Below are 20,943 nucleotides of genomic sequence, written 5' to 3'. Positions count from 1 at the left end.
CATGACCAGCGCCGACGACGCCGAGGGCCTGCCGGACATCCCGGTCGTCTGCACCGAGTGTGACACGCGCACGAAGGTCCCGCGCTCCTCCCGGTCGTCCGGTGTGATTTGAACGATGTCGCAGACATCGTTCGTCATGTCGAAACAGCCTACGGCGTTCTTTCGAGCAAACCGCTAGACCCTCTTCGTCCGCTTGCGGGTTCTTCCCGCTGTATCAGTCGTTTCAGCTTGGTGGTTGCCGAGTGGAAGAGTATTCAACCACCCGCGAACGCCGTTCATTATCGGTATCTCCGACCAGTCGGTATCGATCAGGATGCGATTCGTTTTTCGAGCCACCCGCCAGCCTTACCGCAGATGAGTCCTCCAACCGCTTGGAACGTAAGAATCGCTACCATCAGGACACCGAAGACGAGGAACACCCAGGGAGCCGAGTCCGTAATGAGTCCACCCGCCATCTGAATCGCGCTATCGTACATCAAATACAGGATTGGGAACGTCCCAACGAGTGCTGCGCCGACGCCGACCCGTTGGGGGTTTCTCTCGCCTCTTGCGGCGAGGAACCCGGCGACAGCGCTCCCGATAAGGCTGATCGATACGTAGACCGAGCTCCCCGAGCCATATACCGCGTTATAAGAATAGATTGCTACCCATCCGAGTACTCCACCGGCGGCTATGTAAATGAGCTCTTGCCGATTTACCATCGTATAGTTAAGCGGATGTTTTGTTGGCATTTTCGTCACATTACTTCCTAACTGAGTTTGGTTTTTGGGTATTCCGTGCAGTACCACTGGAGATTGGAGTAGTAGCAGAAGTCGGCTTGTACAGACACATCGGTGACGCTATCGAAGTAGAATGTCAGATCAACTCTCTGAAATATACCGGGGGCCCCCGGAACTGCGCCTTGCCAGCTAGTGGTGTGTTTATATACATCTCCATCGAACGAATAGTTCCCCACTAAGACTCCTAATAGCGAAACGGAAACCTCAAAATCACCATCGTTCGGACATACTTCAACACCAATACGGGCTATTTGACCACCAAGGCACCTCGAATTCACTTTCGAGACACGCGTAGATGAGGAAACCGGACCGTCAGAACTGACCATGTTGTCGTCCGGCCATTCGACCTCTTCAGGTGGGATATAGACCACATTGGACTCTTCGACAGACGGAACGTCCTTTTGTTTCATCTGTTTCTCGTTTCCACCTGTGGTGCCCGAATTAGAATCCGCGACTGTATTGCCGGTCAGAAATGCAGTTCCTAACCCAAGGTTGCCGAGTGCTTTTATACTTTTTCGACGGGTCACTTGACTAACGATGGACACAGACCCAGACTTGTCATTTCTGTCGGTCTCCTTCGGAATATCTTCATCTGCCATATCTGTATAATCTTATTTTATATACTTAAATTTAATTCCTAATTAATAGATGCGGAGTAACATAAACTATCATCGTTCTTTCCGAGAGGTTTCATTGATTTCAGAGCAACTGCGCCACACCCAAGACTTACCGATGTTTCTGTAAGAAGGCAGACCCGCAGTGCGAGCTCCGTCTGTGGCTTGGGGGAGCTCTGGTCTTGCCGTCAACTGGGTTCGGACCGTCTTCATACTGACTGCCGACGACGGGTGTACCAATCATAGACCTTGGTTTTACAGCGGTAGCGAAGCGAAAGCCCACCCGTTCACGGGTAGGGATGAAGCCGACAACTGGGAATCTATCCACGAGGGTGCGCAGCCCCGGAGTTTTATAGTTGAGTAGGGCGTAAAAAGGCCGTACCGAGGCGGTCGAGCCGCCCGAATAAACGGATAATATCGGGATTCGGGCCACACTACGTCTGAATCTGAAGGAATCCCCTTCGGGGCCGCTGGCTGTGGATTCCGACACACGGTACCTCTGAATCCCATGCCGGGATAGGAGTAACGGCGGCTTGGCCCCGCCAGCAGTCCCGTCATGCCGACGAGACTGCAAACCTGAAACTCCCAACGTGGGAATCCCACGGCGTTAGTCATTCGGGGAAGTTATTGAGGAAAACCGTCTTTTCGATGTAATGACTGGCCGTGAGAAAGAAGTTGTACGCCACCTGAGCGAGGAAGACCTGGATAGACTGCTCACGGAAACTGACGACGTGAAGCAACACGAACGGCTCGTGTTCATCAAACGGCTATACAAGGGAGCGACGCTCGCTGAAGCCGCTGATGACGTTGGGCGATCAGAGGGGACAGCTGACAACTGGGTCGAACGCTGGAATGAAGGAGGACTGGGCAAACTCACGCCGAACTTCGGGGGCGGCAGGCCCCCGAAGCTCGGCGAGGCCGAACAGCAGCGACTGATCGAGCGACTCCGTGAGGGCCAGCCCTGGAAAAAACAGGAGATTCAGCATCTCCTCAACGAGGAATTCAATATCGAGTATCATCCACACTATCTACCGACGTTTCTGGACAACCTCGGCCTCTCGTACGCTATTCCACGGACGAAACGTCCTGATCGACCAGACGACGCCGAAGGGATTCTCGACGAACGCGTCGAGTACGCGTTCGACGAGGATGCCGACGATCAGCCTCACAACAAACGAGAGAAAGATCAAGACGACGAAGACTGGGACCGTGACGAGGATATTCGAACAGATGGTGGCACAGTCATCGGGTTTTTCGACCTGTCACATCCACAGCCGTGGGACAATTCTCAGCGGATGTACACAGTTGATGACCCACACATCACCCGGCCGCTGGTGAAAATCGACACACCAGCGGCCGGGTTCTATGCACTCAACGGTGAGAGTGTACTGTCGTTTCCGCCGAACCAGGAGAAAGAACAGATCTGTGAGTGCTTCGAGACGATCCGCGAGCAGAATCCGCGTACCCGGATTCTGCTCGTTTTAGATAACTTCTCATCTCACATTTGCAAGTACACTCGCAAGCGTGCCCACGAACTAGGAATTGATCTCGTATTCCTTCCGGTTGGATCGCCGCATCTCAATCCAATCGAGCCAGTCTGGAAAAGTCTCAAGTGGGAGTCATCACCGCTGATTGTCGAAGATGAAGACGAGTACCGAACACTCCTTGACGATCTGTTCGAAGAACTGACCGAGCAACTGAGCTTCGCTGCATCGTGGATTGACAATCACCTCAGTGGATTCCTCAATAAGATCCGCTAATCACTACAGCCGTGGGAGGAGGTCAACCCCTCCTACCGTTACTTGAGGATCACGAGACCGTTTGGCCGGATACGTCGACCGCACCGGTTTTTACAACGGCCGCCACAGGTCGAGGCATGACTGACACCGACGACGACGAGGGCCTGCCGGACATCCCGGTCGTCTGCAGCGAGTGTGACACGCGCACGAAGGTCCCGTTTTCGGATGTCGAGGACGCCGTCGCGCGGCACAACGAGCAACTCCACGACGGCGAGGCGGTCGCGGAGGTCGACCCCGCGGTGATGGACCAAATCGCGGACTTCGTCGCCGAGGACCTGGGACTGCTCGAGTAGCCACACCCAACGATTTACTGGTCGGCGTCGTAGGGGGAGTATGCTGACTCCCACGGCGTGTCGGGCCGAGATAACGGGCCTCCACGAGTTCTTCGTCGAGTGGTTCGCCGGGGCGGCCCCGCGGAGCGATCTCTCCCGCCTCGAGCGGGCGCTCGCCCCCGAGTTCGAGATGGTCACGACGGCCGGCGAGCGGGTCGACCACGAGGCGCTCGTCGACGGGATCGCGGAGTCGCACGGCCGCACCGCCGGCGAGGACTTCGACATCGACGTCCGGGAGATAGAGACGGTCGCGCTGCTGGACGACCACGCCGTGGTGCGGTACGAGGAGCGGCAGTCGACGGCGGCGGGCGAGACGGGCCGGGTCAGTACGGCGTTGTTCCGGGCCGACGAGGCCGCACCCGAGGGAGTCGTCTGGGTCACGCTGCAGGAGACGGGCCTGGAGTCCTGAAGCGGGGCTGGCCCGGCCTGCTGGCGTCGCCGGCGTGGAACGCAAAGGAAATCTTCAAAGGGAACCCGGATGCAGAGGTAAACAATGGCTGTAGTACCGTACCAGTTACTGGCGTTCCTGCTGTTCGCCCTCGTGACCGTCGGGGCGAGCCTGGGCGTCGTCTTGGCCCGTGACGTGTGGCACTCGGCGCTACTCTTGGGCGTGGCGCTGCTGTCCGTCGCGGTCCACTACGTGATGTTGAGCGCCGAGTTTCTGGCCGCGATGCAGGTACTCGTGTACGTCGGCGGGGTACTGATCCTCATCACCTTCGCGGTCATGCTGGTCCGCCGCGAGAGCGGGCCGGAGACGGAGGTGGCGCCGTGACGACCCGTCCGCGCCTCTACGGGGGGAGCAAGCTCACGGGGATCCTCGCTGTGGGACTTTTCGGTTTCCTCGCGGCCGTCTTCCTGACCTCGGGGTTCGGCACTGCCGAGGGGTTCGCCGACGGCTCGGTGACACGCTCTATCGGCTACGCGATGTTCAACCTCGACGCCGGTGACATCGCCAGCGAGGGCTTCCTCGTGGCCTTCATCACCATCGCCGTCGTGCTCGACGCCGCACTTGACGGCGCGGTCATGCTCGCAAAGAAGGACGAGGAGGGGGATGGCTGATGGTTCTCGGAACCGTCCCCGCCGAGTACTATCTCGTCCTCTCGGCGGCGGTGTTCTGTATCGGTGTCTTCGGCATCCTGACCCGGGAGAACGCCCTGATGTTCCTGATGAGCGTCGAGTTGATGCTGAACGCCGCGAACATCAACCTCGTCGCCTTCGCGTTCTACTGGGGGAACATCACCGGCCAGGTGTTCACGCTGTTCACGATGGCGCTGGCCGCGGCGGAGGTCGCCATCGGCATCGGTATCATCCTGGTGCTGTACCGTAACTTCGACGACGTGGACGTGACCGAAGCGACGACACTGAGGTGGTAATCATGGCAGGAATATACGCATACGCGCCGGCTATCGCGCTGCTGCCGTTCGTCTCGTTCCTGGTCGCACTCCTGGCCGGGAAGTGGCTCCCGAAGAAGGGCGCGCTCGCGGGCATCCTGGCGACGGCCGGGTCGCTCGGCCTCTCGGCGGCGATGCTCGCCAACGTCGTCCTCACGGGCGAGGGCTACGACGAGACGCTGTACACCTTCGTCGACGCGACCGAGACGTTCGACCTGACGTTCGGCCTCCTCGTCGACCCGCTGTCGGCCGCAATGTTGGTCATCGTCTCGCTCATCGCCTTCCTCGTGCACGTCTTCTCGCTCGGCTACATGAACGACGAGGGTGAACCGGGGCTGCCGCGCTACTACGCCGGTCTCGGACTGTTCTCGGCGAGCATGCTCGCGTTCGTCTTCTCGGCGAACCTGCTGATGGCCTTCTTCTTCTTCGAGCTGGTGGGCCTCTGTTCGTACCTGCTCATCGGCCACTGGTTCCGGGAGGACGCCCCGCCCTCCGCGGCGAAGAAGGCGTTCCTGGTCACCCGCTTCGGTGACTACTTCTTCCTGATCGGCGTCGTGGGCGTCCTGACGACGTTCGGCACCGCGGGCTTCGCCGGCGAGGACGGCTTCCCTGCGCTCGCGGAGGCGGTTCTGGCCGGCGAGGCGTCGGTCAACACCTTCGGCTTCGCGCCCGAGACGTGGTTCGCGGTGCTCGGCCTGCTCGTCCTCGGCGGCGTGCTCGGCAAATCCGCACAGTTCCCCTTCCATACGTGGCTGCCGGACGCCATGGAGGGTCCGACGCCCGTGTCGGCGCTCATCCACGCCGCGACGATGGTTGCCGCCGGCGTCTTCCTGGTCGCCCGGATGTACGGCTTCTACGCGCTGCTGCCGACGGTGCTGGCCATTATCGCGTTCACGGGCGGCTTCACGGCGCTGTTCGCGGCGTCGATGGGCGTCGTCAAAAACGAGATCAAGCAGGTGCTCGCCTACTCGACCATCAGCCAGTACGGCTACATGATGCTCGCGCTGGGCGCGGGCGGCTACGTCGCCGCGTTCTTCCATCTGACGACCCACGCGGTATTCAAGGCGCTACTGTTCCTCGGCGCCGGGTCAGTCATCATCGCCATGCACCACGAGGAGGACATGTGGCTGATGGGCGGGCTGAAAGACGAGATGCGGGTCACCTACCTCACGTTCCTCGCGGGGTCGCTCGCGCTCGCGGGCATCTTCCCGTTCGCCGGCTTCTGGTCGAAGGACGAGGTGCTGTTCGAGACGCTGGTCCACGGTCTCGGCGAGAGTCCGCTGCTGCTCGGCGGCTACCTGATGGGACTCGCGGCCGTGTTCGTGACCGGCTTCTACACCATCCGGATGGTGATGCTGACGTTCCACGGCGAGCCACGGACGGACACTGCCGAGGACCCCCACGGCGTCCGCTGGAACGTCAAGTTCCCGCTGTCGGTGCTGGGAGTGCTTGCGGTCGTCGCCGGCTTCCTCAACCCCGTCCCCATCAAGAAGCTCACCGGCGCGGAGGTGGACTTCCTGCATGCGTATCTCGACAACCCCGCCAGCGAGGAACTGCTGACGAGCGCCCACCACTACGGCGAGTTGACCCACGACTACGCCGGCTACACCACGGGCACAATCGCGGGCGGCGAGGTCGGAACGATGCTCGTCGGCGCGGGGCTGAGCCTCGGGCTGGCGCTTGCCGGTGCCGGCGCCGCGTTCTCGCTGTACCGCGGCGCCGACCCCGAACGGCACACGGAGAAACTCGGCGGTCTTCGGACGGTTCTCATGCACAACTACTACCAGGACGAGTACCAGGTGTGGCTCGCGGAGGGGCTGACGGTCCGCGTAGCGAGCGCGGCCGACACCTTCGATCAGGGCGTCATCGACGGCGCGGTCAATGCCGTTTCCAGCGTCAGCCTCTTCTCGGGCGACCGCCTGCGTCGGCTCCAGACGGGTATCGTCACCAACTACGCGGCGCTCATCACGCTCAGCGTGCTGGCGCTGCTGGCTGTCTTCGCCGTCATCGGGGGGTGGTTCTAGATGCTGATAGAGGCCCTCATCGCGGTCTGTCTGCTCGGTGCCGGCGCCGTCATGGTCGCGCCCGACCGCTACGCGGGGAAACTCGCCTTCGGCATCTCCGCGCTGCCCGTCGTCGGCTCGCTGTACATGTACTTCGGCTTCGACGGCAGCGGCAACGCCCTGCTCGGCGGCGACATCGCCTACGAGACGTTCTTCGAGTGGCTCTCGGTCGGTCCCTACACGGTCAACTACCACATGGGGCTGGACGGCATCTCGCTGCCGCTGGTCGTGCTGTCGACGGTGCTGACGATGCTGGCTATCCTGAGCGCGTGGACGCCCATCGACGAGCGGCAGAGCCAGTTCTACGGCCTGATGCTGTTCATGGAGGCCGCGCTCATCGGCGTGTTCGCGGCGCTCGACTTCCTGCTCTGGTTCGTCTTCTGGGAGGCCGTGCTGGTCCCGATGTACTTCCTCATCGGCGTCTGGGGCGGCCCGCGCCGGAAGTACGCCGCCATCAAGTTCTTCGTCTACACCAACATCGCGTCGCTGGTGATGTTCATCGGCTTCTTCGCCCTGGTGTTCGGTCTCGGGGACGCCGTCTCCTCGACGGGGCTGCCCGAGATCGCCCAGGCGCTGCGGGCCGGCCAGTTGAGCGCGCTCGGCCCCGTCCCGGCCAGCACGCTCGCGCTCGCCGCCTTCGTCGCCATGTTCGTCGGCTTCGCGGTGAAGGTGCCGGCCGTCCCGTTCCATACGTGGCTGCCGGACGCCCACGTCGAGGCGCCGACGCCGGCGTCGGTCATGCTGGCGGGCGTCCTCCTGAAGATGGGGACCTACGCGCTGTTGCGGTTCAACTTCACGATGCTGCCCGAGCAGGCGGCGACGCTCGCGGTGCCCATCGCCGCCCTCGCCGTCGTCTCCATCATCTACGGCGCACTGCTCGCGCTGGCCCAGTCCGATCTGAAGCGCATCGTCGCCTACTCGTCGGTCTCCTCGATGGGCTACGTCATCCTGGGGCTCATCGCCTACACCGTCTACGGCGTGGGCGGGGCGACCTTCCAGATGGTCGCCCACGGCCTCATCTCCGGGCTGCTGTTCATGACCGTCGGCGTCTTCTACAACGCCACCCACACCCGGATGGTCGGCGACATGTCCGGGATGGCCGACCGGATGCCCGTCACCGCGGGCGTCTTCGTCGCCGGCGCCTTCGCCTACATGGGCCTGCCGCTGATGGCCGGCTTCGCCGCCGAGCTGTTCATCTTCATTGGCGCCTTCCAGTCGACGGTTATCCCGGCCGCGCCGCTGTTCACGGCGCTTGCGATGTTCGGCATCGTCATCGTCGCCGGCTACCTGCTGTGGGCCATGCAGCGGTCGCTGTTCGGCCCCTTCCGGCTGGAGACCGACTACGAGATCACGCGGGCGCCCGTCCACGACGTGGTCCCCATCGTCACGCTCGTCCTGCTCATCGTCCTGCTCGGGACCGTCCCGGAACTGTTCTGGGGGATGATACAGGACGCGTCCGCCGCAGTCATCGACGTCGGAGGTGACCTGTAATGAGCAACCACTGGCTACTGCTCTCGCCGGCCGGCGCGTTCCTCCTCGCCGCGCTGGCGCTGTTCGTCATCGACTCGATCGACCCCGACAGCACGAACGGCCCGCTGCTGTCGGCCGTCGCCACCGTCGGCGGCCTGGTCGCGGCCGTCGCCTCCGGGGCGCTCCTGCTGTCGGGAGCCATCGACCTCCCGGCGCAGTTCTTCGAGGGCCAACTCGTCGTCGACGGGATGAGCCTCATCTTCACGTTCATATTCGGTAGCGTGACAGCGCTGGTCTCGCTGGCGTCGCTGGACTACGTCCGCGAGTTACCCTACAAGGCCGAGTACTACCTGCTCGTGCTGCTGGCGGCGACGGGGATGTCGCTGATGGCGTCGGCCAACAGCCTCGCGGTCGTCTTCGTCGCGCTGGAACTCTCCAGTCTCCCCTCCTACGCCCTGGTGGCGTACCTGAAGACCAACCGCGGCTCCGTCGAGGCCGGCCTGAAGTACTTCCTCGTCGGCGCGCTGTCGTCGAGCATCCTCGTGTACGGCATCTCGCTGGTGTACGCCGCCACCGGGAGCCTGCTGCTGGAGGACGTCGCGGCCGGCGCCAGCGAGGCCGCCGCCACCTACCCCGGCGTCCTCGGGGTCGGCATCCTCATGGTGCTGGGCGGCTTCGCGTTCAAGACCGCCTCGGTGCCGTTCCACTTCTGGGCGCCGGACGCCTACGAGGGCGCGCCCGCACCCGTCGCGGCGTTCATCTCCTCGGCCTCGAAGGCCGCCGGCTTCGTCGTCGCCTTCCGGGTGTTCACCGTCGCCTTCCCCATCGGCGACGTCGCCAGCTCCGTCGACTGGGTGCTCGCGTTCACGATACTGGCCGTCGTCACGATGACGGTCGGCAACTTCGCGGCGGCGACCCAGGAGAACGTCAAGCGCATGCTGGCGTACTCCTCGATCGGTCACGCCGGCTACGTCCTCATCGGGCTGGCCGCGCTGACCGGTGCCGGGGGCGTCGGCGCCGAGACGACGGCGCTGGGGGCAAGCATGCTCCATCTCCTCGTCTACGGCTTCATGAACACCGGCGCGTTCCTCTTCATCGCCCTGGGCGAACACTGGGAACTCGGTCGGACATTCGAGGACTACAACGGCCTCGCCAGGGAGGCGCCGGTCGCCTGCGTCGCCATGACGGTGTTCATGTTCTCGCTGGCCGGCCTGCCGGTCGGCGGGGGCTTCCTCTCGAAGTACTTCCTCATCGTCGGCGCGGTCGGCGCCGGCGTCTGGTGGCTCGGCGCGGTGCTGGCGGTCAACAGCGCCCTGAGCCTCTTCTACTACAGCCGGGTCGTCAAGGCGATGTGGATCGAAGAGCCCGAGGAGGGCCGCGAGATAGAGAGCTACCCGACGGCGCTGTACGCCGCCATCGTCGGGGCCGCGGTCGTGACGGTCCTGCTGTTGCCGGGACTTGCGGTGTTCGATGTGGCGGCCTTCGACGCCGCCGGCGCGCTGCTGTAGGCGCCCACGCCGGTCCCGTATGGGGTCCAGCACGTTTTAGACGGTCCCCGCCCACCGACCGCTATGGACCGACTGGTGCTCGGGTCCGGGGCCGTCGGCTCCGCGCTCCTCGAGCGACTGGCCGGGCGGCCCGGGTCGCTCGTCGTCCTGATCGAGGACGACCAGCAGATCGAGTCGCTCCGCGAGGAAGGCGTCGACGCCCGCAGCGTCGACGTGACCGACCCGACCGCGATCAGGACCGTCGCGGGCCCGGTCGAGTCGGTCGTCGTGTTTCCGGGCACCCTCGAGGACGGGCCGGCGCTCGCCGAGAGCGCCCGGAGCGCCTATGCCGACGCGTTCGTTCTGGCGTGTCTCGGCGCCGACACCGACGCGACCGACCGGCGCGTCGTCGCCGAGTTCGCCGACCGCGTCGTCGACGTGACCGGCGAGACCGCCTCGTACCTGCTGGAGCGGGCCGGCGACCCCGGCGTCCGTCCCCGGCGCCTCCAGCGGACCATCCGCGAAATCGACGGGACGCTCGGCGTGTTCGCCCACAACGACCCCGACCCGGACGCCATCGCGTCGGCGGTCTGTCTCCGTCGCATCGCCGAACGGGCCGGCACCGACGCGAAGGTCTGCTACTACGGCGACATCGACCACCAGGAGAACCGCGCGCTGGTGAACCTACTGGAGTACGACCTCCGGAACCTCGACCCCGACGCCGACCTGACGGGGTTCGACGGGTTCGCCCTGGTCGATCACTCCCGCCCCGGTATCAACAGCGGGCTGCCCGAGGGGACGCCAATCGACATCGTGATCGACCACCACCCGCCGCGAGCGCCGGTCGAGGCCCGGTTCGTCGACCTCCGAAGCGACGTGGGCGCGACGTGTACGCTCCTGACCGACTACCTGCGGCAACTGGACATCGAACCGGGGACGGACCTCGCCACGGGGCTGCTGTACGGCCTCCGGACGGACACGAAGGACTTCAGCCGGGAGGTGTCCACGGCGGACTTCGAGGCGGCCGCGATGCTGGTCGAACACGCCGACAGCAGCGCACTCCAGCGGATCGAGTCGCCGAGCGTCGCTGGCGAGACGCTGGACACCGTCGCCGAGGCGGTCCGGAACCGTCGCGTCGAGGGCGACGTGATGACGACCTGCGTCGGCGAGGTGACCGACCGCGACGCCCTCGCGCAGGCGGCCGACCGACTCCTCGAGATGGAGGGCGTCTCGACGACGCTCGTGTTCGGCTACACCGACGAGGTGGTGTTCGTCTCGGCCCGCTCGCGGGCGGGCGGGCTCGATCTGGGCGAGACGCTCCGGGAGGCGTTCGGCCAGATCGGCAGCGCCGGCGGCCACGCGGACATGGCCGGCGCCCAGATACCGGTCGGGATGTTGCTGGAGGGGACTGACGACGCCGACCGCGGGCAGGTCATCGAAGACGTCGTCGTCGAGCGATTCTTCGAAGCCGTCGGCGTCGAGGCCGACCGCGCGTCGGCGGTCGCCTACGGTCGCTTCCTCGGGCCCGACAGTCCCGGCGACGGCCAGTGAGCTTTTTGCGGCGTCGGCCCCTTCGATTCGACGATGGTCGATGACCCCGATACGACGATCTACGAGGACAAACCCCGGGTGAAAGACTACATGACCCGCGACGTCGTGACGGTCTCGCCGGAGGACACCGTCGGTGACGTCGCCGAGCGCATCGCCGACAGCGATGCCCACAGCGGCTTTCCGGTCTGTGACGGCCGCCGCGTCGAGGGGTTCATCAGCGCACGCGATCTGCTGTTGGCCGACGACCAGGACCCCATCTTCACGGTGATGACCAAGGACATCATCGTCGCCCACCCGGACATGAAGATAACCGACGCCGCCCGCGTCATCCTGCGGTCGGGCATCCAGCGGCTCCCGGTCGTCGACGACGCCGGCAACCTGGCGGGCATCATCTCCAACGCCGACGTCATCCGCTCGCAGATAGAGCGTGCGACGCCGGAGAAGGTCGGCAAACTCAAGCGGACCCTCGAGAGCATCCACGGCGCCGACGCCACCGAGGAGCACCGCACGGTCGAGCTGTCGGTGCTGACGCCGACCCAGACGAAGGTCTACACCGACGAACTCGAGGGCCGCAGCTACGAACTCGAAAACGGGCTGGCCGAACCGCTCGTGGTCATCGACAACGCGGGCGAACTGCTGCTGGCCGACGGCCACCACCGCGTGAAGGCCGCCGCACGCCTCGGCATCGAGGAGATGGATGCCTACGTGATCGTTCTCGACGAACGGGTCGAGTTGGGGATGGCCGAGACCGCCCGACAGGCCGATCTGGAGTCGATCGACGACATTCAGGAGGTCGACTACGCCCACCATCCGCTCGTCGAGACGACGAAGCGACTCCAGGACCACGAGTAGCGGTGGATTCGTTCCGCGTTGGCGGCGGTGAGAACCACGCCAACCTTCATAGTTGCACCATCCCAATCGGGCTTTATGTTCGACGAAGAGGACCTCGCGGAGATACGGTCCGAGCGCGAACAGTGGGAGGAGGAGACGCTCGAACGGTTCCTCGAGCGCGGGGAACGCAAAGACGATTTCGTGACCGTCTCGAACCACGAGGTCGACCGGCTGTACACACCGGAGGACGTCGCCGATGTCGACTACGACGAGGACCTCGGCTACCCGGGCGAACCGCCGTACACCCGGGGGCCCTACCCGACGATGTACCGGGGACGTACCTGGACGATGCGGCAGTTCGCCGGCTTCGGCACCGCCGAGGAGACCAACGAGCGGTTCCACTACCTCATCGAGAACGGCCAGACGGGGCTGTCGACGGCCTTCGACATGCCGACGCTGATGGGCATCGATTCGGACCACCGGATGAGCGAGGGCGAGGTCGGCAAGGAGGGCGTCGCGGTCGACACGCTGGCCGACATGGAGATACTGTTCGACGGCATCGACATCGGCGACATCTCCACCTCCTTTACGATCAACCCCTCGGCGCCGGTCATCTACGCGATGTACATCGCCCTGGCGGACCAGCAGGGCGTCCCCCGCGAGGAGGTCCGCGGCACGCTGCAGAACGACATGCTCAAGGAGTTCATCGCCCAGAAGGAGTGGGTCATCCCGCCGGAACCCTCGCTGGACGTCGTCACCGACACCATCGAGTTCGCCGTCGAGGAGACGCCGAAGTTCCACCCCGTCTCCATCTCGGGCTATCACATCCGCGAGGCCGGCTCGACCGCGGCCCAGGAGGCCGCCTTCACGCTCGCCGACGGCTTCGCCTACGTGGAGGACTGCCTGGAGCGCGGTCTCGAAGTCGACGATTTCGGTCCGCTCCTGTCCTTCTTCTTCAACTCCCACAACTCGATGTTCGAGGAGGTGGCGAAGTTCCGCGCCTCCCGGCGCATCTACGCCCGCGTCATGGACGAGTGGTACGACGCCGACGCCGACGAGTCGAAGCGGCTGAAGTTCCACACCCAGACCGCGGGGCAGTCGCTGACCGCCCAGCAGCCGCTGAACAACATCGTCCGGGTGACGGTGCAGGCGATGGCGGCCGTGCTGGGCGGCACGCAGTCGCTGCACACCAACAGCTACGACGAGGCCCTGGCGCTGCCGAGCGAGGAGGCCGTCCGGGTCGCGCTGCGCACCCAGCAGATACTGGCCGAGGAGTCCGGCGTCGCCGACATCGTCGACCCGATGGGCGGGAGCTTCGCCGTCGAGAAGCTGACCGACGAGATGGAGGCCGAGATCATGGCCTACATCGAGGAGATACGGGAGATGGGCGACGGCTCCGTCCGCGACGGCGTGCTCGAAGGGATCGAGCAGGGGTACTTCCACCGCGAGATCCAGGAGGCTTCCTACGAGTACCAGAAGCGCGTCGATGCCGGCGAGGAGGTCGTCGTCGGCGTCAACGAGTACACCATCGACGAGGAGACCGACCCCGACATCCTGAAGGTCGACCCGGAGACCCGCGACCGACAGCTCGGCCGCCTCGAACGGGTCAAGGCCGAGCGCGACGACGACGAGGTCGCGGCGGCGCTGGAGTCGGTCGGTGAAGCCATCGAGAGCGGCGACAACGTGATGCCGCCGATCATCGACGCGGTGAAGGCCTACGCCACGATGGGCGAGATAATGGAGGTCTTCGAGGACCACCACGGCGCCTACCAGGAGAAGGTCGGGCTGGCCTGACTAGGTTCGCGGCTCGCGGCTCTCGAGGTCGCCGGCGACGACGACCGGTACCTCCGCCCGGAGGAGGACCTCCTGTGCGCCCGGCTTCAGCTGTAGCTTCCCGGCCGGCGAGCGGCGGCGCCCGCCGATACAGATGGCGTCGACATCGAGGTCGGCGGCGGTGTCCAGCAACCCGCGGGTGGCGTCGTCGTCCCTGACGCCCGTCGCCGTCGCCTCGATGCCGACCGTCCCGAGGTGGTCGAGCGCCTCGGCGACCGCGGGAACGTCCTCGACGAAACCGTCCCCCTCGTGGACGTGGACGACCGTTACCCGGACCGCGTCGGCCGCCTCGGGCAGCGCCGCGACGGCGTCGAGTTTGTCCCCCAGGTGTTCGTCGTCGGACTGGACGGCGAGCGCGAGGTGGTACATATCCGTCACGTTGGTGACGCGTCGAAAAGAAGCTTCGTCTCCGCCCGAGTCGGTTCCGTCAGGCGTACCGCCGGGAGACGAAAACGACGAGGACGAGCAGGACTCCGAGGAAGGTTCCGATGGTCGAGACGCCGAAGGCCGCGAGGCCGAGCGGCGTGGGCTGGAAGGTCACCAGTCCCAGAAAGGAGACGGCTTCGAGGTCCCGCAGTCCCATGCTGCCGATGACGGCGCCCATCAGCCCCGCGATGGCGACGACGACGGCGTACAGCGTCAGGATGATCCGACTTCCGCCGAAGCCCGAGGCCCGTTCTGTCTCGGTCACGCCCGTCCGTACGACCTCGTCGGCGATGAGCGTTTCCCAATCGACTCGGCGCCGAAACCGCGCGCCTTTTGTCCCGCCGCTTCCAACGCGCCGTATGGCCGAGGCCACCCGGGAGTTCACGGAGAAGGAGTACTTCCTGCTCGTGTTGGTCGGCGTCGCAGTTCTCATGGCGGCAACCGGGCTGATTCTCGTGTTGACCGCGGTTTGATGTAGTTCCTCCCGGCCAGCGTCGGCCGTCGACGGACCGGTTCGCGGCGACGGGGGCGTGGTACGGCCGGGGGCGCCCGTACGAAAGCCGGGTCACAGCACGAACGCGTAGACGAAAATGAACCCGAAGTAGACGACGAGCAGGGCCCCCAGTGCCTTCAGCCGGAAGAGCCGCAGTTCGTCCCGTTCGTCGGCGCGGGCCTCGCGGTAGGCCGCTCGCTCGTCGTCGGTGAGGCGCCCGGAGTGGGTCAGCCCGCGGTGCAGCGCCAACAGCCGTGTATCGACGAATCGGTCCCCGCAGTACGCACAGACCGCCGGCTCCGACGGCGCCTCGGCGGGCGGGGCGTCCCTGTCGCCGGCCGGCCGCGATCCATCGCCGGTCATGAGACGTAGGGAGGAACCGAGTACGGTTGTGAGACGATCCAGAGGCTGGCCATCGTGTAGCAGACCATCGCAGCGGTGATCCCGTACTGGCTGCGGACGGCCTGTAGCTTGCCGGGGAACACCTCGTAGGCGGCGGCGTGGGCGACCCAGATGGCCAGCAGGTGCCCGAGGACGACCGCGCCGAGTTCGACGCCGCCGAACCAGCCGGGCAACACGAGCGCGACGGGGGCCGGCGGGCCGAGCGGCGCCACAATCGCGCCGAGGAGCGCCGGCGACAGCTCGAGGAAGTACCCCAGGAAGTGCGCGAGGTGGTAGCCGGCGGCGATGGCCAGGAGTGGCGGCGCGAACCGGCGAGCGAGCGCGTCCGCCGGGAGGTAGGTCCGGGCGGTCCGCTTGCTGTAGCGGACCGCGAGCGCGTAGACGCCGAGGACGAGGAGGTAGCCGACGACCAGGGCCGCGGGGTACAGGAGCGCCGGCGGGACGCCGGCCTCGACGGCGGCGACGGCGGCCCCGCGCCACAGCGGCGTCGCCACGAGGCCGTCGTAGGTCGTCACCCACAGGACCGCGACGACGAAGGCCACCTCGGCCCGCGAGGTGACGAGTTTCGGCGCGTCGAGACCGACGCCGGGCAGCCGGACGCGGACGCCCCCGTCGTAGTACAGCGGCGCGAGCCGGCCGAAGTACCGGAAGACGCGGGCGATTGGGTCGACCCGCCGAAACCAGGTGTCGGCGCCGAAGGCGACGGCGCCGGCCAGCGTCACGGCGGTGTAGACGGCGACGACGCCGGCCAGGAACCGGGGGCGGTCGGCGACGGGGCTGACCACCTCCAGCCAGACGAGTCCGAGGAGGCCGGCGACGCTGGGCCAGGCGTCCAGTCGCTCGGGGTAGCGCCACCCCAGCGACGGCAGCGCCGACGCCACCGTGCGCCAGGGGTTCAGGGCGGGCCAGGTGTTGCCGACGAGGTAGGTGCTCATCGTGTAGCCGGACCACCAGCCGACCCACACGACCAGCACGGCGGCGTTGCGGGTCGGCGTCGGCGGGCCGAAGAACCCGACCGCCAGCACGAACAGCAGGCCGGCGACGCCGAACAGGCGCAGCCCCGAGCGGACGAGCCCTTCGAGGGGGGGGCTGCTGCCGCGGCGCCAGCCGTGAACCCGGCGGACGAACGATCGGTCGGTGACGAACGACGCGAGCAGGAAGGAGGCGCCGACGACGCCGCCGCCGGTCGTCAGGAAGAGCCAGGTCGGGACGTCGAGCGAGCGGGTCGACGCCCCCGCGAGGCCGGCCCCGTGGGCGGCCGCGGGCGTGGCGACGGCGATCAGGACCCCTAGGGTGGCGAGCGCGAGACGACGGCGGCGGCTCATCACCGATGGTAGGCACCTGTCGTTGGTGAGGGTTGCGGAATCGGCCGTGCCGTTCGACTATCGTGCCACAACTGCGGGCGCCACAGGAGCACGCGCGCATATTTTCCCCACGTTTTTGCCGCGGGCGGCGGCCACAGGCCGCCGCCGAATGGTCGTGGCGGCCATGCCGCCACGCAACCCCCTCGCGCAGCGAGGGGGTCGTGTAAAAAGTGGGTGTTCAGACGATGGCGCCGGCGTACAGCACGACGACGAGGAAGACCCAGACGACGTCGACGAAGTGCCAGTACATCGAGACGGTGCTGACGGAGGTGTGTTTCTCGGCGGAGTACTGGCCGTACAGCGCCCGGACGAAGACGATGGCGAGCAGGACGGCCCCGAGGCTGACGTGGAGGCCGTGGAGGCCCGTCAGCCCGTAGAAGGCCGACCCGTAGGCGCCCTCGGTGATGGTGAAGCCCTCGTGGACGATGAACTCGTAGTACTCGTAGACCTGCCCGAGCAGGAAGACGAACCCGAGAAGCAGCGTCACGCCGAGCAGGCGGACGAACCGGGTTCGGTCGTCCTTCAGCAGCGCGTGGTGGGCGTAGTGCATCGTGAACGAACTCGCGATCAGGATGAGCGTGTTCACGACGACGAGCGAACTGAGGATGTCCCCGGAGACGACGAGTTCGGGCAGCGCCTCCTCGCTCCAGACGCTGGAGCCGCGGACGAAGAAGTAGTACATGAAGCCGGCGCCGAAGGTGGCCACCTCGGTGGCGAGAAACAGCAGCATCGTCAGTTTCAGCGGGAAGCCGTAATCCTCGGCCTCGCCCTCCCAGAAGTTCACGATGAAGGCGTGGTAGAGCCAGCCGTACAGCCCGACGAGGAAGGCGACGGAGCTGAGGATGAACACGCCTGCGCCGACGGCGGGGCTGAGAATGTCGTTCTGTCCGAGCACGAACAGCGCCGCACCGATGTAGAAGCCGCTGCCGCCCAGTGCCGTGATGAACGGCCACCAGGAGGCCTCACCGAACCCCTTCGGCCAGTCCTCGACCGCGGGCAGGTGGTGGTCGTGGCCCCCGTGGCCCTCGTCGTGGTCAACGCTCATACCGGGACCATTCGAGTGAAGCGATAAAAACCCTCTCAAAGCCGACCGACGGCGGCCGGAAGGGGACCGTCACCGGGCGCCTCAGGCGGCCGGCGTCGGGGTCGGCGTCGGGGTGGCTTCGGTGCCGTTGGTCGCGTTGCCGCTGCCCTGGCCGCCGGACTCGGCGGCCTCCTGCTGGTCGGCCAGCCACTGGTCGTACTCCTCGCCGCCCATCACGATGAACTCGCCGTTCATCTGGGAGTGGCCGACGCCGCAGTACTCGGTGCAGTAGAACTGGTGGTTGCCCTCCTCGTTGGCGACCGTCTTGATGGTGTTGTACTCGCCGGGGAAGGCGCTCTGCTTGAGACCGAGGTCGGGCGCCGACAGCATGTGGAGCCAGTCCTCGGAGATGACGTGGATGTAGACCGGTCGGTCGGTCGGGATCCGTATCTCGTTGTTCGTCGTGACCTCGGTACCCTCGTAGATGGCCTCCCAGCCGTAGCGGAACGCGCGAAGCTCGATTTCGACGGCGTCGTCCTCGGACTCGTAGGGGCCGGCGGCGCCCTCGAGGTCCTCGGAGACGGTCGGCTCGACCCGCTCCTCGTCGCCGGGGATGGGGTTGCCGACGACCTCGACGGCCAGCACCTGATAGGAGGCGAAGCCGACGAACAGCAGGACGATGGCGGTCGCGACCGTCCAGGTAATCTCGAGGCGGCGGTTCTCGCGCGTCGGGTCCGGGTCGTCGTTGTTCCGGAACTTGACGACGGCGTAGATGAGGATGGCCTCGACGAGGATGGTGATGGGGATAGCGGCGTACAGAAGCGTCAGGTTCAGGTCGCTGATCAACTCGATGTTCTTCGTCTGGGCGGCGACCGGTGTCGACGCCACGACGAGAAGCGCGACCCCGAGTGCCGCATGGACGAGACGCGTCGCTCTCATTGACGGCAGCTATGGAACACCGAAGTAAATAGTTGCTGACTTCCCCCGAGCGCGTTCGGAAACACGGGGTCTAAGTGCGCGCAGAATAAGGACGACTTATGGACCGCCAGCCCTCGGCGACGGCGCTTCTCGCGGCGGCGACCGTCGGCGTCTACGTGCTGGTCGTGGTGGGGGCGACCGCGGCGCTGGCCGACGCCGCCGCGGCCTGTTCCGGCTGGCCGGCCTGCGGCGGCGACGTCTCCTCGCCGGCCGTCGCGGTCGTACTCGCTCACCGCCTGGCCGCCGCCATCGTCGGCCTGCTGGTCGCCGTCACCGCCGTTTTCGCGTGGTCGGACCTCGGCGGTCGGAGCCGTGCCGCCCTCGGTACCGCGGTCGTACTCTATCCCGTGCAGGCGGGCTTCGGTGCGCTGGTCGCGTCCGGCGGCGGCGTCGCCGGTCTCCACCTCGCCGTGGCGATGGCCATCTTCGCGGCGCTCGTGCTCGCTTTGGCCTGGCACCTCGAAGCCGAGACCGGGACCGACGACGCCCCCGCGAGGACGCCCGACCCGGACCCGGCCCTCGACGAGCCCGTGCCGGAACCGGCGCCGCTGTCGGACCTCGACGGGCTCCGGCGGGTCAGGGCGACCGCGTGGGCGTACTTCCAGTTGATGAAGCCCCGGCTGATGTGGCTGCTCTGTCTGGTCGCGGGGGCCGGCATGGCGCTGGCCGGGACGCCGACGGTGCGGACCGTCCTCGCAACGCTGGGCGGCGGCATCCTCGCCATCGGCGCCTCGGGTACCTTCAACCACGTCCTCGAGCGGGACATCGACCGCCGGATGGAGCGGACCGCCGACCGGCCGGTGGCGACCCACGTCGTCCCCGTCCGGAACGCCTTCGCGTTCGGCGGCCTGTTGACCGTCGCCGCGCTGGGGGCGTTCCTCTCGGTGAACCTGCTGGTCGCCGCGCTCGGCCTGGCCGCCATCGCCTTCTACAGCGTCGTCTACACGCTGATGCTGAAGCCCAACACCGTCCAGAACACCGTCATCGGCGGTGCGGCGGGCGCGCTGCCGGCCCTCATCGGCTACGCGGCCGTCGCGGGGACGCTCGGCGTCACCGGGGTCGTGCTGGCCGGCGTCATCTTCCTGTGGACGCCGGCGCACTTCTACAACCTCGCGCTGGCGTACAAGGACGACTACGAGCGCGGCGGCTTCCCGATGATGCCCGTCGTTCGCGGCGAGACGGAGACCCGAAAGCACATCCTGCTGTACCTCGGGGCGACGCTGCTCGCCGCCAGTGCGCTGTCGGCGCTGTCGGGGCTCGGGTGGCTCTACGCGGCCGTGACGGTCACGCTCGGCGGGGTCTTCCTGTGGGCGGTCGTGAGACTCCACCGCGAACGGACCGAGTCGGCTGCGTTCCGTGCTTTCCACGCATCGAACGCCTACCTCGGCCTGCTCCTGGTCGCGGTCGTCGTCGACGCGCTCGCGGTGTGATGTCCCGCCTCGAGGCCCTCGTGGACGACCGGCAGACGCTCCTCTACACCGCCGTCGTCGCCAACACGCTCGTCCTCCTGCTGTTGCTGTACGCGCTGTTGGCCGGCCGGACGCCGACGTACTACTGGGCGGTCCCGGTCGTCTGGCTCACCGTCGGCGCGTGGGCACTGTTGCGGACGCCGCGGCCGCCCGCCTCCGACCGGACCCGACTCGCCGCCGGGTCCGTCGCGGCCGTCTACTTCGGTGTCCTGGCGGTGGTCGGCGGGCTGGCCGGGCCGGGCGGTGCCCCGGCGACCGGGCTGTCGGTCCAGGTCACCCAACTGCCGCCGGGGTGGAACCCCGCGCTGCTGTACGGCGGGCGGACGGTGCGGGTCGCAGTCGTCCCCTTCACGGCGTTCGGCTACGCCGTGCTGTCGTATCTGGTCTACCTGACGGCCATCGAGGCGAAGGGGGTCCTGGCCGGCGGTCTCCTCGGACTCCTCTCGTGTGTCTCCTGTACGCTGCCGGTCGTCGCGTCCGTGCTGGGCGGCTTCCTGGGCGGCGGCGCGGCGCTGGCGGCGGCGGCCTCTGCACAGACCTACGCCGTCGGCACCGTCGTCTTCGTCGTCACCGTGGTCCTGCTGTCGGTCCGCCCCGGCGTTCCGGGCCGGTAGTGATAACACCCGAGAGGACCGTA

Annotated in this window: 23 protein-coding genes; 15 read left to right on the top strand and 8 right to left on the bottom strand. The window is 66.3% G+C overall.

What is annotated here, in order from left to right; all coding sequences use genetic code 11:
* The first annotated feature begins 1 nt into the window (after window position 1).
* Window positions 2–112 carry a DUF8149 family protein gene (locus tag NLF94_RS21150; protein WP_491562641.1) on the top strand — a complete coding sequence of 37 codons (111 nt, stop codon included), beginning with the start codon at window positions 2–4 and terminating at the stop codon, window positions 110–112.
* A 196-nt stretch (window positions 113–308) separates the two neighbouring features.
* On the opposite strand, the gene NLF94_RS13515 is transcribed toward NLF94_RS21150, so the two are convergent.
* A complete protein-coding gene (locus NLF94_RS13515; RefSeq protein ID WP_254841429.1) occupies window positions 309–731 on the bottom strand; it encodes a DUF5518 domain-containing protein in 423 nt (140 codons plus the stop codon).
* A gap of 17 nt (window positions 732–748) precedes the next feature.
* Window positions 749–1,378, bottom strand: a complete 630-nt coding sequence (locus tag NLF94_RS13510) for a hypothetical protein (RefSeq protein ID WP_254838147.1) — start codon at window positions 1,376–1,378, stop codon at window positions 749–751.
* 668 nt (window positions 1,379–2,046) lie between these two features.
* Here NLF94_RS13510 and NLF94_RS13505 point away from each other — a divergent pair.
* From NLF94_RS13505 to NLF94_RS13450, 12 genes are all read left to right on the top strand, one after another.
* Complete coding sequence (locus tag NLF94_RS13505; protein ID WP_254837548.1) at window positions 2,047–3,153, top strand: IS630 family transposase; 1,107 nt, start codon at window positions 2,047–2,049, stop codon at window positions 3,151–3,153.
* A 116-nt stretch (window positions 3,154–3,269) separates the two neighbouring features.
* Complete coding sequence (locus tag NLF94_RS13500) at window positions 3,270–3,485, top strand: DUF8149 family protein (protein WP_254838146.1); 216 nt, start codon at window positions 3,270–3,272, stop codon at window positions 3,483–3,485.
* 40 nt (window positions 3,486–3,525) lie between these two features.
* Window positions 3,526–3,933: a DUF4440 domain-containing protein gene (locus tag NLF94_RS13495; RefSeq protein WP_254838145.1), complete on the top strand. Its 408-nt coding sequence runs from the start codon at window positions 3,526–3,528 to the stop codon at window positions 3,931–3,933.
* An 84-nt stretch (window positions 3,934–4,017) separates the two neighbouring features.
* Window positions 4,018–4,296, top strand: a complete 279-nt coding sequence (locus tag NLF94_RS13490; RefSeq protein WP_254838144.1) for an NADH-quinone oxidoreductase subunit J — start codon at window positions 4,018–4,020, stop codon at window positions 4,294–4,296.
* Window positions 4,293–4,583, top strand: coding sequence for a hypothetical protein (locus tag NLF94_RS13485; protein ID WP_254838143.1), 291 nt, complete (start codon window positions 4,293–4,295; stop codon window positions 4,581–4,583). Before NLF94_RS13490 ends, NLF94_RS13485 begins: the two co-directional genes overlap by 4 nt.
* A complete protein-coding gene (nuoK, locus tag NLF94_RS13480) occupies window positions 4,583–4,897 on the top strand; it encodes an NADH-quinone oxidoreductase subunit NuoK (RefSeq protein ID WP_254838142.1) in 315 nt (104 codons plus the stop codon). Before NLF94_RS13485 ends, nuoK begins: the two co-directional genes overlap by 1 nt.
* A gap of 2 nt (window positions 4,898–4,899) precedes the next feature.
* The gene (nuoL, locus tag NLF94_RS13475; protein ID WP_254838141.1) at window positions 4,900–6,939 is read left to right on the top strand and encodes an NADH-quinone oxidoreductase subunit L; all 2,040 of its coding nucleotides are present in this window, start codon (window positions 4,900–4,902) and stop codon (window positions 6,937–6,939) included.
* Window positions 6,940–8,469 (top strand): complex I subunit 4 family protein, encoded by a 1,530-nt coding sequence (locus NLF94_RS13470; protein ID WP_254838140.1) that lies wholly within the window; start codon window positions 6,940–6,942, stop codon window positions 8,467–8,469.
* Window positions 8,469–9,956, top strand: a complete 1,488-nt coding sequence (locus tag NLF94_RS13465) for an NADH-quinone oxidoreductase subunit N (protein WP_254838139.1) — start codon at window positions 8,469–8,471, stop codon at window positions 9,954–9,956. Before NLF94_RS13470 ends, NLF94_RS13465 begins: the two co-directional genes overlap by 1 nt.
* Before the next feature lie 63 nt (window positions 9,957–10,019).
* Entirely contained in the window at window positions 10,020–11,486 is a 1,467-nt protein-coding gene (locus tag NLF94_RS13460; protein WP_254838138.1) for a DHH family phosphoesterase, read from the top strand.
* Window positions 11,487–11,519: 33 nt separating this feature from the next.
* Complete coding sequence (locus tag NLF94_RS13455; RefSeq protein WP_254838137.1) at window positions 11,520–12,338, top strand: CBS pair associated ParBc domain-containing protein; 819 nt, start codon at window positions 11,520–11,522, stop codon at window positions 12,336–12,338.
* A gap of 75 nt (window positions 12,339–12,413) precedes the next feature.
* On the top strand, window positions 12,414–14,111 hold the full coding sequence (locus NLF94_RS13450) for an acyl-CoA mutase large subunit family protein (protein WP_254838136.1): 1,698 nt from the start codon (window positions 12,414–12,416) through the stop codon (window positions 14,109–14,111).
* On the opposite strand, the gene NLF94_RS13445 is transcribed toward NLF94_RS13450, so the two are convergent.
* The 6 genes from NLF94_RS13445 to coxB form a co-directional block, all read right to left on the bottom strand.
* A complete protein-coding gene (locus NLF94_RS13445; protein ID WP_254838135.1) occupies window positions 14,112–14,519 on the bottom strand; it encodes a universal stress protein in 408 nt (135 codons plus the stop codon).
* 58 nt (window positions 14,520–14,577) lie between these two features.
* Window positions 14,578–14,841 carry a DUF7520 family protein gene (locus NLF94_RS13440; protein WP_254838134.1) on the bottom strand — a complete coding sequence of 88 codons (264 nt, stop codon included), beginning with the start codon at window positions 14,839–14,841 and terminating at the stop codon, window positions 14,578–14,580.
* Window positions 14,842–15,141: 300 nt separating this feature from the next.
* Window positions 15,142–15,432 carry a DUF7410 domain-containing protein gene (locus NLF94_RS13435; RefSeq protein ID WP_254838133.1) on the bottom strand — a complete coding sequence of 97 codons (291 nt, stop codon included), beginning with the start codon at window positions 15,430–15,432 and terminating at the stop codon, window positions 15,142–15,144.
* Window positions 15,429–16,796 carry a hypothetical protein gene (locus NLF94_RS13430; protein WP_254838132.1) on the bottom strand — a complete coding sequence of 456 codons (1,368 nt, stop codon included), beginning with the start codon at window positions 16,794–16,796 and terminating at the stop codon, window positions 15,429–15,431. The genes NLF94_RS13435 and NLF94_RS13430 overlap by 4 nt, the downstream gene beginning before the upstream one ends.
* A gap of 217 nt (window positions 16,797–17,013) precedes the next feature.
* Window positions 17,014–17,880, bottom strand: a complete 867-nt coding sequence (locus NLF94_RS13425; protein WP_254838131.1) for a cytochrome c oxidase subunit 3 — start codon at window positions 17,878–17,880, stop codon at window positions 17,014–17,016.
* Between the two features lie 81 nt (window positions 17,881–17,961).
* The gene (gene coxB, locus NLF94_RS13420; RefSeq protein WP_254838130.1) at window positions 17,962–18,798 is read right to left on the bottom strand and encodes a cytochrome c oxidase subunit II; all 837 of its coding nucleotides are present in this window, start codon (window positions 18,796–18,798) and stop codon (window positions 17,962–17,964) included.
* Between the two features lie 98 nt (window positions 18,799–18,896).
* Here coxB and cyoE point away from each other — a divergent pair, with 98 nt between their 5' ends.
* Together cyoE and NLF94_RS13410 are read left to right on the top strand one after the other, a co-directional pair.
* Window positions 18,897–20,267: a heme o synthase gene (gene cyoE / locus NLF94_RS13415; RefSeq protein WP_254838129.1), complete on the top strand. Its 1,371-nt coding sequence runs from the start codon at window positions 18,897–18,899 to the stop codon at window positions 20,265–20,267.
* A complete protein-coding gene (locus NLF94_RS13410; RefSeq protein ID WP_254838128.1) occupies window positions 20,267–20,920 on the top strand; it encodes a DUF7546 family protein in 654 nt (217 codons plus the stop codon). Before cyoE ends, NLF94_RS13410 begins: the two co-directional genes overlap by 1 nt.
* Window positions 20,921–20,943 lie beyond the last annotated feature (23 nt).

The sequence above is a fragment of the Natronomonas marina genome (assembly GCF_024298905.1).
In the GTDB taxonomy this organism is placed as follows: Archaea; Halobacteriota; Halobacteria; order Halobacteriales; family Haloarculaceae; genus Natronomonas; species Natronomonas marina.
The sequence above is the reverse complement of the archived record's forward strand: the minus strand, read 5'-3'. Positions and strand labels throughout refer to the sequence as shown.